Genomic DNA, 16,672 nt, shown 5'->3' on the forward strand with positions numbered 1-16,672 from the left:
GGCGGACGCCGACGCCCCGCCGCAGCCGACGGCCGCCGAGGCGGCGGACCCCGCGGGGCGGGACGCGCGCACGTCGGCCCCCGCACTGCCCGCCGCGGACCCCACCGCCATACGGATCCCCCGCATCGAGGTCGACGCCCCGCTGATGGGCCTGCGCCTCACCACGGACGGCAGCCTCGACGTGCCGCCGGCCGCCGACAGCAATCTCGCCGGCTGGTACGAGGCCGGCACCGCCCCGGGCGATCGGGGCACATCGATCATCGCCGGCCATGTGGACAACGCCCGGGGCCCCGCCGTCTTCTACCGGCTCGGTTCGCTGCACAAGGGCGACCGGGTCGAGGTGCCGCGCGCCGACGGCCGTACGGCGGTCTTCACGGTGGACGCGGTCGAGGTCTACGACAGCCGGGCCTTCCCCGACGAGAAGGTGTACGGCGCCGCGTCCCGGCCGGAGCTGCGGATCATCACCTGCGGCGGCGGCTACTCGAAGAAGACCGGCTACCTGGGCAATGTCGTGGTCTTCGCGCATCTGACGGGATCGCACGGGTAGCCGGCGAGCCGCCCCCTTCGGCCACGATCCCGCGGTTCAGGCCAGCCACTGCTCGTACGCCATCTTGCCGACCAGGGCGAAGACCGTGACGAGCAGGACGACACGGACGAATCCGCTGCCCTTCTTGAGTGCCATCCCGGCGCCGACCATGCCGCCGGCCAGGTTGAACGCCGCCATCAGCGCGGCAAGGCGCCACAGCACCGCGCCCTGCCAGGCGAACATCGCGAGGGCGCCGGAGTTGGTGCAGACGTTGACGATCTTCGCGGTGGCCGAGGCGGTGACCAGGTCGAGGTGGAGCACCGCGGTCAGGGCCAGGACCAGGAAGGTTCCGGTGCCGGGGCCGATCAGGCCGTCGTAGAAGCCGATGCCGACGCCGGCCAGGGCGATCGCCGCGACGATACGGCGACGGGACGGGGGTGTGGTCGGCGGCGCCGTACCGAAGGCGGGCTTGAGGATCACGAACGCGGCGACCCCGACGAGCACCGCCATGATCACGGGCTTGAGCACCTCGGTGCTCATCCCGGCCGCGAAGAACGCACCTCCCATCGAACCCGCCAGCGCCGCGAGCCCGATCCGGACGGCGGTGCGGATGTCGACGGGTGCCTTGCGTACGTAGGTGATGGCGGCGCCCGTGGTGCCGACGACGGCGACGGCCTTGTTGGTACCCAGTGCCGTGGCGGCGGGGGTGCCCGCGGGGAGTCCGAGGAGCATTGCGGGGAGCAGCAGCAGCCCGCCGCCGCCGACCACCGCATCGATCCAGCCGGCCGCCGCGGCGGCCAGACAGAGGACAACGAGCGTGGTCAGAGCTATGTCGGGCATGATCGCGACCCTAAGGACGCGATAGGTGTGCCGTCCATCAAAATCCGCGGAGTTGAGCGACTTCTGAGGTCGGGGCGTCGGGGATGCGGTCGGGGGCGGGCGGCGCGGCCGGCTGCACGGTGAGCGCGACGACGGTCGCGGCGAGTGCGCCCGCCGCGGTGAGCGCGGCGGCCAGACGCCGTCGGGCGGTACGGGGCGGGAGCGCGGTGCGGACGGGGATTCTGCGGTGGCGGGACATCGCGCCGGTGCCTTTCGGGTGGCGGGGGTGGAGGGGCCGGCCGAGGTTGGCGGGGCCCAGGGGCGGGGCAGGGCGGTGCGGTGCGGTGCTGTGCGGTGCTGTCAGAAGGCGAAGTCCTCCACATGGGTCCGGTCCTCGGGCACACCGGCCCGGGCGAGCGAGGCGAGCACCGCCGTCGTCATGCCGGGCGGCCCGCACACATAGATGTCGTGCTCGGTCAGGCCCGGCACCAGCTCGTGCAGCGACTGCGGGGCGAGGGGGTCGTACGAGCCGTCGGAGGGGCCGAGCAGATAGTGCAGCCGGGCCTGCCGGGCGACGGCTATCGACTCCAGTTCGGTGCGCAGGACCAGCTGGTCGGCGCTGTTCGCCCGGTACAGGAGGGTGAGTTCGCCGGGCGCGGCCGGCAGGGTCTCGAAGAGGGTGCGCATCGGGGTGATGCCGACACCGCCCGCGATCAGCAGGACGTGGCGCCGGGTGCGGCGGTGCGCGGTGAGCGCGCCGAACGGGCCGGTGGCGAGCACCCTGGTGCCCGGGCGGAGCCGCCGGACGCGCCGGCTGTGGTTGCCGAGGGCCTTCACGGTGATCCGCAGGGTGTCGTCGCGCACCGGCGCGGAGAGCGAGAACGGCAGCGTCGTACGCCAGAGCCCCGCCCGCAGGAACCGCCAGCGGAAGAACTGGCCCGGCTCGGCACACAGCGCGTCGAGCCCGCTGCCGCGCATCACCACGGACACCACGCCCGGCCCTTCGCCGCGCACCTCGACGACCCTGAGCCGGTGCCGCAGCGCCTGCCGGACCGGGACGACGAGCCGGTACCAGACGAGCAGGGCGGCGACCGTGGTGTGCAGCATCGCCCAGACCCAGACGACGATCGGGCTGCTCGCCACGTCCGGGCCGGCCAGCTGATGGACGAAGCCGAGGGCCACCGCGAGATACGTGAGCAGGTGCAGGGAGCGCCAGATCTCGTGCGGCAGCCGGCGGCGCACCGCGCGGGCCGAGCTGACGCCGACGACGAGCAGCAGGGCGGTGGCGAGGGTGGCGGCGGCGAGCGCGGGATAGCCGAGCAGATCGCGGGCGGCGGCGATCAGATCGGTGTCGGTGTGCGCCGCGTAGCCGCAGAGCGCGAACAGGGCGTGGGCCGTGCACAGGGTGAGCACCCAGCGGCCGCCGAGTGCGTGCCGGCGGGCCAGCCGGTCGGCGCCGACGCCGTGTTCGACGGCCGGGATGCGGGCCATCAGGACGAGCATGACGAGGACCCCGTAGCCGGCCAGAAGGCCGGTGAGGTGGGCGCCGCTCGCGAAGAGGGCGTCGAGCCGGGCGGAGGGCTGCAGCTGTGCGCCCCACAGCGCGGTGACGGCGGTGGCGCCGGCGAGGATCGCGGCGCGCAGGACGCGGGGCGGGATGCGCGGCGCGGGGTGGTACGACGCGGGCGGTACGACGAGAGCGTGCGGGGCGGGCGGCGTGTGCGGGTCGGGCGGAGTGTGCGGCGCGGCGTCCCGCACCGCGGAGTCACGGTGGTGTGCGGGGAGTTCGGGGGTGGCGGCCTGGAGGGTCACGCCGCCGAACATAAGCGGTCGCCACCCCCGCAATCCGGCGGCGAGGACCTCGCAGGCGATCTTTAAGCCGCCCTTGAGGATCGGCTGACCGACGATTAAGCCACCGGCGCGGAGGTGACCGGCGAAGGTGGCCGAGGGAGCGCGGACACCCCGGTCAGGGGCCTTCCGCCCGCACCCTCACACTCCGCGCCGCTCCCCGCTGAGCGCAGCGTTCCGCACGGGAAACAGCTCGGATGCCCTCGGGTAACACCCGCGCCGCACGCTCGGATCCATGAGTTCGAGGATCGTGGTGATCGGCGCCGGGACGGCGGGAGCGCGCCTTGCGCAGCAGCTCCGGGCGGCCGGCGGCGCCGAGGTCACGCTGTTCGGCGAGGAGCGGCATGCGCCGTACAACCGCGTGCTGCTCGCGGAGGTGCTGGCCGGGCGCTACGGCCCGGAGCTGACCGCGCTGCCCACGCCGGGGCCGGTCCGGCAGGCCCGAGTGGCACGCATCGACCGGTCCGCGCATCTCGTGCACTGCACCGACGGCACGCGGACCCGCTACGACACCCTCGTCCTGGCCACCGGCTCCAACCCGGTCCTGCCGCCGCTGCGCGGTCTCGGGAGCGGGCCGGGCGGCCCGCCGGCCGAGGATCTGCCCGACGGCGTGCACCCCTTCCGCACTCTGGACGACTGCCTGGCCCTCTCGGCGGCGGTCCGCGCGGGCACCCGTACGGTCGTCATCGGCGGCGGACTGCTCGGCGTATCGGCGGCGCGGGCGCTTGCGGAACGCGGCGCCCAGGTGGTCCTCGCCCAGCAGGGCGAGCGCCTGATGGAGCGTCAACTGGATGCCGCGGCAGGCGATCTGGTCGCCGGGCATCTCGCGGCCCGAGGCGTCGAGGTGCACACCGAGTGCCGGGTGCGCGGGCTGCGCACCACGCCGACCGGTCCGCGCGGGTCGGCGGGCGGCCATCGCAGGGTCAGCGGCGTGGAGTTGGCCGACGGCTTCGTGCTCGACGCCGAACTCGTCGTCCTGGCCTGCGGAGTACGTCCCCGTACCGGACTCGCCGCAGCGGCCGGGCTCGAGGTGCGCCACGGCATCGTCGTCGACGACGCACTGCGCACCGGCGACCCGTACATCCGCGCGATCGGCGACTGCGCCGAACACGCGGGCCGCGTCTACGGACTGGCCACTCCGGCCGTCGAACAGGCCGACGCGCTGGCGGAGTCCCTCACCGGCCGCGGCCCGGGCCGCTACACCGGCACCCGCGCCCTGACCCGCCTCACCCTGACCGGCACCGCCGCCACCGCCGTCGGCCCGCTCGACCTGGCCGCCTTCGGCGAGTCGGAGGCCGCTCCGGGCGACGACGTCGTGCATCTGACCGACGCCACCCGCGGCACCTATCGCAAGGTCCTCGTCCGCGACGACCGGCTGATCGGCGGGGTCCTGCTCGGCGAGCTCTCGGCCGTCGACACCCTCGCCCGCGCCTGGGACGCCGGCGAACCACTCACCGACGCACCCCTGCTGCACCTGCTCACCCACGATGGAGGCTCCTGATGCCCGCACCGTCCACCGCGGCGACCCCCACGATCGTGCTCGTCGGCCACGGCATGGTCGGCCAGCGGTTCCTGGAGGAGCTCGCCGCCCGGCAGGTGACCGAGCGCGCCCGGATCGTCGTACTCGCCGAGGAGCCGCGCCCCGCTTACGACCGGGTCGCCCTCACCTCGTACTTCACCGGCCGCACCCCCGACGAACTCTCCGTCACCGCACCGGACTTCATGGCCGAGCACGGCATCGAGCTGTACCTCGACGACCCGGCCGAGCACCTCGACCGCGCCTCCCGCACGGTCACCACCCGCTCCGGACGCACCGTCCGCTACGACACGCTGGTGCTCGCGACCGGCTCGTACCCGTTCGTGCCGCCCGTGCCGGGCAAGGACGCGCGCGGCTGCTTCGTGTACCGCACCATCGAGGACCTCCTGGCGATCGAGGCGTACGCGAAGACCGCGCACACCGGTCTGGTGGTCGGCGGCGGACTGCTCGGGCTCGAGGCGGCGGGAGCGCTCGACGGCCTCGGCCTCGCCACGCACATCGTCGAGTTCGCGCCCCGGCTGATGCCGGTGCAAGTCGACGAGGGCGGCGGCGCGGCGCTCCTTCGCACGGTCTCGGGGATGGGCCTGAGCGTGCACGCCGGCGTCGGGACGCAGGAGGTGCTCACCGGCGAGGACGGCGCGGTCAGCGGCGTCCGCCTGTCGGACGGCTCCGAACTCGCCACCGATCTGGTGGTGTTCTCGGCCGGCGTACGCCCCCGGGACTCGCTGGCCCGCACGGGTGGCCTCGGCGTCGGCGAGCGCGGCGGCATCACCGTGGACACCGACTGCCGCAGCACGGACCCGGCGGTGTACGCGATCGGCGAGTGCGCGCAGGCGGCCGACGGCCGGGTGTACGGCCTGGTGGCACCCGGCTACGAGATGGCGCGCACCGCGGCCGCGTCGATCGCCGGCACCGCGGTGGACGGCTTCACCGGCGCCGACCTCTCCACCAAACTCAAGCTGCTCGGCGTGGACGTGGCGTCCTTCGGCGACGCACACGGCACCGCGGAGGACTGCCTGGACGTGGTGTACGCCGACTCCCGCGCGGGCGTCTACAAGAAGCTCGTCCTCGACCCGGACGGCACCCTGCTCGGCGGCATCCTGGTCGGCGACGCCGAGGCGTACGGCACGCTGCGCGCCCTGACCGGCAGCAAACCCCCGCTCGCACCCGAGCAGTTGGTGCTTCCGGCCGGCTCCGGAGCACCCGCGGCCCTCGGCCCCGCCGCCCTGCCCGACGAGGCCGTCATCTGCTCCTGCCACAACGTCACCAAGGGCACCGTCCGGGCCGCCGTCACCGAACACGCCTGCGGCACCGTGCCGGAGGTGAAGAAGTGCACCAAGGCCGGTACGGGCTGCGGCGGTTGTGCGAAGGTGCTCGAGCAGCTGGTGGACGCCGAGCTGGAGGCCTCCGGGGTCGAGGTCGACAAGGGCCTGTGCGGCTGCTTCGGCCACACCCGTCAGGAGCTGTACGAGATCGTGCGGGCGCTGCGCCTGACCTCGTACCGCGAACTCCTCGACACGCACGGGCGCGAGGCGGCGCGGGGCACCGACGGCTGCGAGATCTGCAAGCCGGCGGTCGGCTCGATCATCGCCTCGCTCGCCCCGGCGATCGGCGCGAGCGGCTACGTGCTCGACGGCGAGCAGGCCGCCCTGCAGGACACCAACGACCACTTCCTCGCCAACCTCCAGCGCAACGGCTCGTACTCGGTCGTCCCGCGCATCCCCGGCGGCGAGATCACCCCCGACAAACTGATCGTGATCGGCGAGGTGGCCCGCGACTTCGGCCTCTACACCAAGATCACCGGAGGCCAGCGGATCGATCTCTTCGGCGCCCGGGTCGACCAACTCCCGCTCATCTGGGCCAGGTTGGTGGCAGCCGGCTTCGAGTCGGGCCATGCGTACGGCAAGGCGCTCCGGACGGTCAAGTCCTGTGTGGGGCAGACCTGGTGCCGCTACGGCGTGCAGGACAGCGTGCGGATGGCGATCGATCTGGAGCTGCGCTACCGCGGCCTCAGGGCGCCGCACAAACTCAAGTCCGCGGTGTCCGGCTGCACTCGGGAGTGCGCGGAGGCGCAGAGCAAGGACTTCGGCGTGATCGCCACCGCCCAGGGCTGGAACCTCTACGTCGGCGGGAACGGCGGCGCCACACCGCGCCACGCCGACCTGCTCGCGCAGGACCTCTCGGACGCCGAACTGGTGCGCCTGATCGACCGGTTCCTGATGTTCTACATCCGCACCGCCGACCGCCTGGAGCGTACCGCGGCCTGGCTGGACCGCCTGGAGGGCGGGCTCGACCATCTGCGGGACGTGGTGGTGCACGACTCGCTCGGGATCTGCGCCGAACTCGAGTCCCTGATGGACGCACACGTCGCCCACTACCGCGACGAGTGGGCCGAGACCCTCGACGACCCGGACCGCCTCGCCCGCTTCGTGTCGTTCGTGAACGCGCCCGACACACCCGACCCCACGGTCCGCTTCGTCCCCGAACGCGACCAGATCAAGCCCGACCTGCCGCTGCTCACCCTCGACCCGCCACCCCGTACGACGACCCCCGCCCTGGAAGGAACGGCCACCCGATGACCACGCTCACGGCGCCCCGCACCCGTACCGGCCTGCTCGTCCAACTCCTCGTGAGCGGCAACTGGTTCACCGTCTGCCCCGACGACCTGCTGGCCCCGGGACGCGGCGTCGCGGCCCTCCTCCCGGACGGCCGTCAGGCCGCGGTCTTCCGTGACCGCGGCGGGCGGCTGCACGCGGTCGACAACCGCGACCCTTTCTCCGGCGCCGCGGTCCTCTCGCGCGGCCTCATCGGCCATGCGGACGGCCGGCCGTTCGTCGCCTCTCCCCTGCTCAAGCAGCGTTTCGACCTCGTGTCGGGGCAGTGCCTCGACGACGCCACCGTCACACTCACCCGCTACGACACCCGCGTGCACCGACGCAAGCAGCGGATCACGGGGTCGGAGTCTCCGCCAGTTCCCGGGTGAGCTCGTGCAGTCGCATCGCCGCGTCGCGGTCGAAGGCCGGACGGTCGAGCGGCAGCCGGCGTCCGGCCCGGCGACTGAGGACAGAGGACAACTCACCCCGACCCGGCGCCGTCCCCCGGTTTGGCGAGGTCGACCGGTGGGCGCCGCGCGCCGGGGCGCGGCACCATCCGCGCATGAAAGAGCGCTCCCACGGCGATCACGAAGAGCAGCGCATCCCAGGCGATGCGCCCCGTGTCGAGCCCACGGTCGTCGGACCCCGCAAGCCAAGGCGCCAGCCGCCCCCGCGGATCCTCGAAGAGCACGACATCCTGCCCGAGCCGGAACTGCCCACGGCAGTTGTTCTCCTCGTCCAGCCTGCGGACCCCGGGCGCGTATCGGTCATCGGGACGCGCCTCGTCGCCGATGACCTCGGACACGAAGCAGACGTGGTGGTCCCCGCCCTTGCTGGTGTGCGTACGCTCGACATCGACCACGGCCGCGCGGGTCACCTCACCGAACTTCTTGGCGTACGTATCGTGCAGCGTCGGCCCGGTGTGATATCCGATCGCCAGGACGGCCGCGGCGGCCGCCGCGGCGAGACCGAGCCGGTTGCGCACACCGAAGGCGGTGACGGCCGCGAGCACGGCCGCGACGAGGGTCGTGCCCACAGCGAAGACGAGGCCGACCCAGTCGTCGAGACAGAGCCCGACGGCCGAACCCAGCACCGCGATCACCGGCAACGGCAAGGCACGGGCCAGATAGCGCCCCATCGGCGGGACCTCGCCCGCCCCGTCCGCGTCGTCCCCCGGTGGTTCCCGATGCTCCCCCACGACGATCCCCCTTCGTCAGTGCGCTCACTGTACGAGTGCGCGGGGCAGCCGGCGCCGTGCCGGACGAGGCTCGTACAAGGCGGTGACACAGCAGCACCGGGACCGTCGAAGGATCGGCTTGGTCGGGGACCCTTCGACGGCCCCGGAGTCTTGGGGCCGGCACGTGGACTGCCGTACGTGAACTGCAGTACGTGAACTGCCATCCCGCGTACGGGACTTCAGGAGAGGGCGCCCCCGCACATGGGCGCCCTCTCCTGCGGTGGACCGGGACCGACACCGATCGGTGAGGGTCGGGGACCGGCGTGGTCCCGGTGTCCTGGAGGGCTCGCGGCCCGGCGGTCAGCGGCTGTCGCTGCCCCTGGCCTCGGCCGCCGCACGACCCGCCTCGAGCCGCGCCACCGGGATCCGGAACGGCGAGCAGGAGACGTAGTCGAGGCCGACCTCGTGGAAGAAGTGCACCGACTCGGGGTCGCCGCCGTGCTCACCGCAGACACCGAGCTTGAGGTCAGGCCGGGTGGCCCGCCCGTCGCGCACCGCGTTGCGGACCAGCGAGCCGACGCCGTCCTTGTCGATGGTCTCGAACGGCGAGACCCCGAAGATGCCCTTCTCCAGGTACGCCGTGAAGAAGCTCGCCTCCACATCGTCCCGGGAGAAGCCCCAGACGGTCTGCGTCAGGTCGTTCGTACCGAAGGAGAAGAACTCGGCGGCCTCCGCGATCTGACCGGCCGTCAGCGCGGCCCGCGGCAGCTCGATCATGGTGCCGAGCGCCAGCTTGAGCTTGACGCCGGTGGACGCCTCGACCTCGGCGATGACCTGCTCGGCCTCGTCGCGGACGATCTCCAGCTCCTGCACCGTGCCGACCAGCGGGATCATGATCTCGGCGCGCGGGTCGCCCTTCGCGGCCTTCCGCTCGGCCGCGGCCTCGGCGATCGCTCGCACCTGCATGGTGAACAGGCCCGGGATGACCAGACCGAGCCGGACACCGCGCAGACCCAGCATCGGGTTCTGCTCGTGCAGCCGGTGCACGGCCTGAAGCAGCCGCAGATCGTTCTCGTTGGAGTCCTTGCGGGACTCGGCGAGCGCGACGCGGACCGACAGCTCCGTGATGTCGGGCAGGAATTCGTGCAGCGGCGGGTCGAGCAGCCGGACGGTGACGGGCAGTCCGTCCATCGCCTCGAAGAGCTCGACGAAGTCTGTCTTCTGCAGCGGAAGCAGCTGGCTGAGTGCGGTCTCGCGCTCCTCGTCGGTGTCCGCGAGGATCAGCTTTTCGACCATCTCGCGGCGCTCGCCGAGGAACATGTGCTCGGTGCGGCACAGGCCGATGCCCTGGGCGCCGAAGCGGCGGGCGCGCAGGGCGTCCTCGGCGTTGTCGGCGTTGGCCCGCACCCGGAGGCGCCGCACCCGGTCCGCGTAGGCCATGATCCGGTGCACGGCGCCGACCAGTTCGTCGGCCTCGTCCGCCCCGGCGTGCATCCGGCCCTCGAAGTACTCGACGACCGGCGACGGTACGACGGGTACCTCACCGAGGTAGACCTTGCCGGTGGAGCCGTCGATGGAGACGACGTCGCCCTCCTCGACGACCCGGCCGCCGACCGTCATCCGCCGGCGCTTGGTGTCGACCTCGAGGTCCTCGGCGCCGCAGACACAGGTCTTGCCCATGCCGCGGGCGACCACGGCCGCGTGCGAGGTCTTGCCGCCGCGGGAGGTGAGGATGCCCTCGGCGGCGATCATGCCGTCCAGGTCGTCGGGGTTGGTCTCGCGGCGGATCAGGATGACCTTCTCGCCGGAGCGGGACCACTTCACGGCGGTGTACGAGTCGAAGACGGCCTTGCCGACCGCGGCGCCCGGCGAGGCGGCGATGCCCCGGCCGAGCAGCTCGGGCCCCTTGCCGTCGTTCGCCCCCTCGTCGTCGAAGCGCGGGAACATCAGCTGGGCCAGCTGCGCCCCGTTGACCCGCTGCAGCGCCTCGGCCTCACCGATCAGACCCTGGTCGACGAGCTGGGTGGCGATCCGGAAGGCGGCGCCGGCGGTGCGCTTGCCGACCCGGGTCTGCAGCATCCACAACTGGCCGCGCTCGATGGTGAACTCGATGTCGCACAGGTCCTTGTAGTGCGTCTCGAGGGTCTCCATGATCTGCATCAGCTGGTCGTACGAATTCTTGTCGATCGACTCGAGCTCGGCGAGCGGCACCGTGTTGCGGATACCGGCGACGACGTCCTCGCCCTGCGCGTTCTGCAAGTAGTCGCCGTAGACGCCCTGGTGGCCGGAGGCGGGGTCGCGGGTGAAGGCGACGCCGGTGCCGGAGTCGGGGCCGAGGTTGCCGAAGACCATGGAGCAGACGTTGACCGCGGTGCCGAGGTCGCCGGGGATGCGCTCCTGGCGGCGGTAGAGCTTGGCGCGGTCGGTGTTCCACGAGTCGAAGACCGCGCGGACGGCGAGGTCCATCTGCTCGCGCGGGTCCTGCGGGAAGTCCCGTCCGGCCTCGGTCTTGACGATCTTCTTGAAGCGGGTGACCAGCTTCTTCAGATCGGCGGCGTCCAGATCGGTGTCGACCGTGACCTTCTTGGCGGTCTTCGCCTTCTCCAGAGCGTCCTCGAAGAGCTCGCCGTCGACGCCGAGCACGGTCTTGCCGAACATCTGGATAAGGCGGCGGTACGAGTCCCAGGCGAACCGGTCGTCGCCGGACTGCTTGGCGAGGCCCTGCACGGATTTGTCGGAGAGGCCGATGTTGAGGACGGTGTCCATCATGCCCGGCATCGAGAACTTGGCGCCGGAGCGCACCGAGACCAGCAGCGGGTCGTCGGCCTGGCCGAGCTTCTTGCCCATGGCGGCTTCCAGGGCGTCCAGGTGGGCGCTGACCTCGTCACGCAGTGCCGCGGGCTCCTCGCCGCCGGCGAGGTACTCCTTGCAGGCCTCGGTGGTGATGGTGAAGCCCGGAGGGACGGGCAGGCCGAGGTTGGTCATCTCGGCGAGGTTGGCGCCCTTGCCACCGAGCAGGTCCTTGAGGTCCCGGTTGCCCTCGGTGAAGTCGTAGACGTACTTCTGATCATTGTTTTCCGACACGGGTCTCGACTCCTCGAGGACTCAGTGGCTGCCCTGACGGCGAGGAACATACCCAGATCGAAGGCGTCCCGGCATGCACGCCATCCCGTCGTACGGCCGCAACCAGTCGTCCGCCAGCAGATCGAAAGTGACGACGGGGCGGCCGGAGATCGACTCCAGCCTTCACCTCCCGAACGACCTTTGACCGAACCGCTGCCGATCGCGCTCTTATGAGCAGCCAGAAATGCATCTGAGTTCAAGATTTGAACGCAAAAAGAGTGGCACTGAGTGCCCCGCTTGGAGAAGTGCAGCCGTCCCCGAATCGCTCATCTGAGCGTGACCCCAATCAAGGGTGGCGAGAATCACGCCGCCTCCGGCGGCTCGATCCCAGGATCCGGACCGCCGCACGGACACCCGGGGGACTACTCCGGGTCACCGGCGGGACACCCGTCGCCTGGCGCGCGTCCTGATACGAGAGTCGTCAGCCGCCCGAAGTGTCGAGCTCTGCACCGGAATCGACCGCGGACGCGTCGTACGGATCATCCAGCCAGCCGTCCGGCAGCACCACCCGGTCCCGGCCGGAGGTCCGGCCGCGCGGGCCGTCGGCGCTCTGCGGCCACGGCTGGTCCAGATCGAGTTCGCTCAACTGAGCTTCGAGCTCCGCCAGGGAGGAGGCGACGGCGAGGCTCCGGCGCATCTCCGAGCCGACCGCGAAACCCTTCAGATACCAGGCGACGTGCTTGCGGAAGTCGATGACGCCGCGCCCTTCGTCGCCGATCCACTCGCCGAGCAGCTGCGCATGCCGCACCATCACGGCCGCGACCTCGCGCAGGGTGGGCGTGGCCGTGGCGCCGCCGCCCTCCTCGAAGACGCTGACCAGATCGCCGAAGAGCCAGGGGCGGCCCAGGCAGCCGCGTCCGACCACGACGCCGTCGCAGCCGGTCTCGCGCATCATGCGTACGGCGTCGCCGGCCGACCAGATGTCGCCGTTGCCGAGCACGGGGATCTCGCCGACGTGCTCCTTGAGGCGGGCGATGGCGTCCCAGTCGGCGGTGCCGCTGTAGTGCTGGGCGGCGGTCCTGCCGTGCAGGGCGATCGCGGTGACGCCCTCCTCGACGGCGATCCGGCCCGCGTCGAGGTAGGTCATGTGGTCGTCGTCGATGCCCTTGCGCATCTTCATGGTGACCGGCAGATCACCGGCACCCGTGACGGCCTCGCGCAGGATCGCGCGCAGCAGCGGGCGCTTGTACGGCAGGGCGGAGCCGCCGCCCTTGCGGGTCACCTTCGGCACCGGGCAGCCGAAGTTGAGGTCGATGTGGTCGGCCAGATCCTCCTCCGCGATCATGCGGACGGCCTTGCCGACGGTGAGGGGGTCCACTCCGTACAGCTGGATCGAACGGGGTGTCTCGCTCGCGTCGAAATGGATCAGCTGCATGGTCTTCTCGTTGCGCTCGACCAGCGCCCTCGTGGTGATCATCTCGCTCACGAACAGGCCCTTGCCGCCGCTGAACTCGCGGCAGAGGGTGCGGAAGGGGGCGTTCGTGATGCCTGCCATCGGGGCGAGTACGACCGGCGGCTGCACGGTGTGCGGGCCGATGGCGAGGGAGGCGGGGGCGAGCGAGGTCATTGGCCCATTGTCCCGCATCGATCCCGTGGGTCCGGGGCAGCGCCCTGGAAGCCACGGCCTTGACCGCCGGTCAAAAGATGTCCTCACGCCGGACGGGCTGGGTTGGTGCCGGTCGGGCCGAGATCAGCCCGACCGGCCTAGAAGTGCGTCACACGTCCTGGGACCGCTCACGCATCTTGCGGAGCAACTCCTGCTTCTTGTCCTCGGCGGCTCGGCGGTCCTCCTCGCGGGACTGCCCCGGACCGTACTGGTCCGCCCGCGAGAGCTTCTTGCGCTGTCCGCCCACGCCGAGCAGGTTGTTCCGGCTCTTGGCCACGACTGATCGCCCCTACGGGATGAGAAGGGTTCCGGGATACGTCGGAGTGCGGTCACCGAGACCGCGCGGTCTCACTCGTAGATCTGGAAGAAAGAGAACATGCCCCGGACGCTAGCGGACCCGGTCCGCCCGGTCACCCGATTTTTCGGCGGCCCCAGGCCGCCCCCGCTCAGCCCGCCGGATCCACCGTCGCCTGGTGCTCCTCGGCGAGATGTTCCTCCGCCTTCAGCCACGGCAGGAACTGCGCGGACCGGCTCCAACCGCAGGTCTCGCACGACAGGGCCCGCTGCATCCCCGACTTCCGGACCTGCACGACGTGTTCACGTCCATGCTGGTCCCAGCGGCTGACCTTGCTGCTCGTCATCGACGGCATGGCGTGGGGCCTCCTGGCACTCCGGCTGCGGCGTCCCGGCGCTCCTTCGCCGTACGCCCGGTGTGGTGGTACAGGTCGCGCGCGCCCAGTGTGCAGCAAGTCCAACATCAACAGGGGTACCCGCAGGGACAGTTCACCGCCGGTACCGGCTCAGTGCCGCTCCGTCGCCCATGCGTGGAGCTTCGCGACGCCGGCCCGGGACTGTTCGTCGACGGGTACGTACGCGACCAGGCGGGGGCCGGCGGAGGGGCCGAGCCAGAGGTTGGTGTGCTGCAGATGCAAGGGCCCGACCTGGGGGTTGACGAAGTGTTTCGTCTTGGCACCGGTCGCCGACACCACCTCGTGGCGCTCCCAGAGCTCACGGAACTCGGGCGACGCCTTCTCCAGGCGTCCGAGCAGCGTCTTCCAGGCGGGCTCGGCGAGATGCCCGGCCATGGCCGCGCGGAACTTGCCGGCCATCTGCCGGACCGTCTCGTCCCGGTCCGCGAGCGACGCCCGCCACTCGTCGTGGGTGAAGGCCAGCCACAGGCAGTTGCGGTCCTCGGGCGATACGGCGTCGAGGTCGCAGAGCAGCCGGCCGTAGGTGCGGTTGTACGCGAGGATGTCGTACCGGCTGTTCTGCACACAGGCCGGGACCGGCTCCAACTCTTCCAGGAGCAGGCGCAGTTCGGGGCTGACCGTGGGGCACTCGGTGCCCGGCGCGGGATCGGCGGCATCGGCGAGCGCGAAGAGGTGCGCCCGCTCCCCCGGGTCGAGCAGCAGTGTGCGGGCCACCGCGTCCAGGACCTGCGGGGAGACCTGGATGGGGCGGGCCTGCTCGAGCCAGGTGTACCAGGTGACGCCGACGGCGGAGAGCTGGGCGACCTCCTCGCGGCGCAGGCCGGGCGTACGGCGGCGCCGGCCGCGCGGGAGCCCGACCTGTTCCGGAGTGATCCGCTCGCGGCGGCTGCGCAGGAAGCCGGCCAGCTCGCTGCGGCGCACGTCCTCCGGGCGGGCCGCGTCCTCCTTGCGGGGTGCGTCCGCGGTCTCGACGACGGCGGGCTCGTGCGTCATGGTCATGCTCCCAGGCTGCCGTAGGCCCCGGCCGCTTGCCAGGTACCCCTTGTACCAGGATAAAAAGACTCTGGTACCAGGCTGAGCCGAAGGGCACTCTCGACGTCGTGAGTGAATCCACTGTCAGCATTCCGTCCGCTCCCGCCGCGGCCGCCGAGGCCGGCGAGACCGCCGTGATCCGGCACGGTCCGGTGCTCGGCCGGCTCGGCCTGGTCACCGTCCTGCTCGGAGCGGCCCTGCCTCTGATCGACTTCTTCATCGTGAACGTGGCCCTGCCGACCATGGAGCACGACCTCGCGGCAGGCCCGGCGATGCTCGAACTGATCGTCGCGGGCTACGGCGTCGCGTATGCCGTCCTGCTCGTGCTCGGCGGCCGGCTCGGCGACATGTTCGGGCGCCGGCGGCTCTTCCTCGCCGGTCTCGCGGCCTTCGGTGTGACCTCGCTTGCCTGCGGACTCGCGCCGGACGCGGGCACCCTGGTCGGGGCGCGGGTGGCGCAGGGTGCCGCAGCGGCGCTGATGCTGCCGCAGGTGCTGGCCACCATCCAGGCCACGACGACCGGTGCGCGGCGGGCCCGCGCGATGGGCCTGTACGGGGCGACCGCCGGTCTTTCGATGGTCGCCGGGCAGATCCTGGGCGGAGTGCTGGTCGCCGCGGACATCGCCGGCACGGGCTGGCGTGCGGTGTTCCTGGTGAATGTGCCGGTGGTCCTGATCGGTCTGTTCCTCGCGGTGCGTACGGTGCCGGAGAGCCGTTCGGAGCGGCCCGCGCCCGTGGACGTACCGGGCACGCTGCTGCTCGCGGTGGCCCTGGTGACGCTGCTGGTGCCGCTGACCGAGGGGCGGGCGGCAGGTTGGCCGCTGTGGACGTGGCTGGGGCTCGGGGTGTTCCCGTTCGCCGCGGTCGGGTTCTTCCTGGTGGAGCGGCGGGCGGACCGTGCGGGGCGTACGCCGCTGGTGCCGCCGAGCCTGCTGGCGCTGTTCTCGCTGCGGCGCGGCCTTGCCCTTGTGGTGCCGTTCTCGGTGTCGTTCGGCGGCTTCATGTTCGTGATCGCGGTGGCGCTGCAGCAGGGCCTGGGGATGGGGCCGGTGGCGGCGGGGCTCGCCCTGGTGCCGATGGCGGTCGCGTTCTTCGGTGCATCGCTCGCGGGGCCGCGGCTGGTCGGGCGGTACGGGACGCGGGTGGTGACCGCGGGCGGGGTTGTACAGGGCGTGGGCGTCGGCCTGTTGGTCGCCGCGGCGTGGGCCTGGTGGCCGGACCTCGGTGGGGCGGCGCTCGCGCCGGGCGCTGCGCTGGCCGGGCTCGGGCAAGGGCTTCAACTGCCGGTGCTGATGCGGCTCGTACTCTCCGACGTGCCGGCGGATCGGGCCGGGGTGGGCAGTGGGGTGATGGTCACGGCCCAGCAGGCGGCGCTTGCGGTCGGCGTGGCGACGCTGGGCAGTCTTTTCCTCTCGCTGGTGCCCGCGCTCGGCATGCGGGACGCGTTGCTTGTGACCCTCGCGGTCCAGCTCACGCTCATCGCCCTGACCGCGACGCTAAGCCTGCGGCTGCCTCCCACGATGACCTGACACCAGCCGGTCCCCTCCCCTCCTCCAGCCCGTCCGGCGTTTGAGGACGAGGCCGTCCAGGCCAAAATCCAGCCCGTCCGGCGATTGAGGACGAGGCCGTCCAGGCCAAAATCCAGCCCGTCCGGCGATTGAGGACGAGGCCGTCCAGGCCAAAATCCAGCCCGTCCGGCG

14 protein-coding genes are annotated in these 16,672 nt (G+C 71.9%); 5 read left to right on the forward strand and 9 right to left on the reverse strand.

Annotated features, from left to right (window positions below; translation table 11 throughout):
- Positions 1 to 547 (forward strand): class F sortase (locus DY218_RS18710; RefSeq protein ID WP_147336153.1); only part of this gene is annotated, 547 nt, incomplete at its 5' end.
- Positions 548 to 583: 36 nt separating this feature from the next.
- Here the strand turns inward: DY218_RS18710 and DY218_RS18715 are convergent.
- The 3 genes from DY218_RS18715 to DY218_RS18725 all read right to left on the reverse strand — a co-directional run bounded on the left by DY218_RS18715 (position 584) and on the right by DY218_RS18725 (position 3,157).
- Entirely contained in the window at positions 584 to 1,366 is a 783-nt protein-coding gene (locus DY218_RS18715) for a sulfite exporter TauE/SafE family protein (protein WP_128557218.1), read from the reverse strand.
- Between the two features lie 37 nt (positions 1,367 to 1,403).
- Positions 1,404 to 1,604 (reverse strand): hypothetical protein, encoded by a 201-nt coding sequence (locus DY218_RS18720; protein ID WP_128557219.1) that lies wholly within the window; start codon positions 1,602 to 1,604, stop codon positions 1,404 to 1,406.
- Between the two features lie 101 nt (positions 1,605 to 1,705).
- Positions 1,706 to 3,157 (reverse strand): ferredoxin reductase family protein, encoded by a 1,452-nt coding sequence (locus DY218_RS18725; RefSeq protein WP_233521699.1) that lies wholly within the window; start codon positions 3,155 to 3,157, stop codon positions 1,706 to 1,708.
- A gap of 271 nt (positions 3,158 to 3,428) precedes the next feature.
- Between DY218_RS18725 and DY218_RS18730 the strand changes: the two genes are divergently transcribed.
- From DY218_RS18730 to nirD, 3 genes are read left to right on the forward strand one after another with little or no spacing between them, the layout of a single operon-like run.
- Positions 3,429 to 4,694 (forward strand): NAD(P)/FAD-dependent oxidoreductase, encoded by a 1,266-nt coding sequence (locus DY218_RS18730; RefSeq protein ID WP_128557221.1) that lies wholly within the window; start codon positions 3,429 to 3,431, stop codon positions 4,692 to 4,694.
- Positions 4,694 to 7,309, forward strand: coding sequence for a nitrite reductase large subunit NirB (gene nirB, locus DY218_RS18735; RefSeq protein ID WP_128557222.1), 2,616 nt, complete (start codon positions 4,694 to 4,696; stop codon positions 7,307 to 7,309). The genes DY218_RS18730 and nirB overlap by 1 nt, the downstream gene beginning before the upstream one ends.
- Complete coding sequence (gene nirD, locus DY218_RS18740; RefSeq protein ID WP_128557223.1) at positions 7,306 to 7,713, forward strand: nitrite reductase small subunit NirD; 408 nt, start codon at positions 7,306 to 7,308, stop codon at positions 7,711 to 7,713. The genes nirB and nirD overlap by 4 nt, the downstream gene beginning before the upstream one ends.
- A gap of 92 nt (positions 7,714 to 7,805) precedes the next feature.
- Here the strand turns inward: nirD and DY218_RS18745 are convergent, their stop codons facing one another.
- From DY218_RS18745 to DY218_RS18765, 6 genes are all read right to left on the reverse strand, one after another.
- Positions 7,806 to 8,522 carry a hypothetical protein gene (locus tag DY218_RS18745; RefSeq protein ID WP_128557224.1) on the reverse strand — a complete coding sequence of 239 codons (717 nt, stop codon included), beginning with the start codon at positions 8,520 to 8,522 and terminating at the stop codon, positions 7,806 to 7,808.
- A 339-nt stretch (positions 8,523 to 8,861) separates the two neighbouring features.
- A complete protein-coding gene (gene ppdK / locus DY218_RS18750) occupies positions 8,862 to 11,585 on the reverse strand; it encodes a pyruvate, phosphate dikinase (RefSeq protein ID WP_128557225.1) in 2,724 nt (907 codons plus the stop codon).
- 460 nt (positions 11,586 to 12,045) lie between these two features.
- The gene (gene dusB / locus DY218_RS18755; protein WP_407703654.1) at positions 12,046 to 13,209 is read right to left on the reverse strand and encodes a tRNA dihydrouridine synthase DusB; all 1,164 of its coding nucleotides are present in this window, start codon (positions 13,207 to 13,209) and stop codon (positions 12,046 to 12,048) included.
- Between the two features lie 130 nt (positions 13,210 to 13,339).
- Entirely contained in the window at positions 13,340 to 13,507 is a 168-nt protein-coding gene (locus DY218_RS34595; RefSeq protein ID WP_199566777.1) for a DUF6243 family protein, read from the reverse strand.
- Positions 13,508 to 13,676: 169 nt separating this feature from the next.
- Entirely contained in the window at positions 13,677 to 13,880 is a 204-nt protein-coding gene (locus tag DY218_RS18760) for a hypothetical protein (RefSeq protein ID WP_119290687.1), read from the reverse strand.
- A gap of 150 nt (positions 13,881 to 14,030) precedes the next feature.
- Positions 14,031 to 14,933: a helix-turn-helix transcriptional regulator gene (locus DY218_RS18765; RefSeq protein ID WP_128557270.1), complete on the reverse strand. Its 903-nt coding sequence runs from the start codon at positions 14,931 to 14,933 to the stop codon at positions 14,031 to 14,033.
- A 128-nt stretch (positions 14,934 to 15,061) separates the two neighbouring features.
- Between DY218_RS18765 and DY218_RS18770 the strand changes: the two genes are divergently transcribed.
- Complete coding sequence (locus DY218_RS18770) at positions 15,062 to 16,501, forward strand: MFS transporter (RefSeq protein ID WP_407703656.1); 1,440 nt, start codon at positions 15,062 to 15,064, stop codon at positions 16,499 to 16,501.
- The last annotated feature ends 171 nt before the right edge of the window (positions 16,502 to 16,672 follow it).

Source organism: Streptomyces triticagri, assembly GCF_003429565.1.
In the GTDB taxonomy this organism is placed as follows: Bacteria; Actinomycetota; Actinomycetes; order Streptomycetales; family Streptomycetaceae; genus Streptomyces; species Streptomyces triticagri.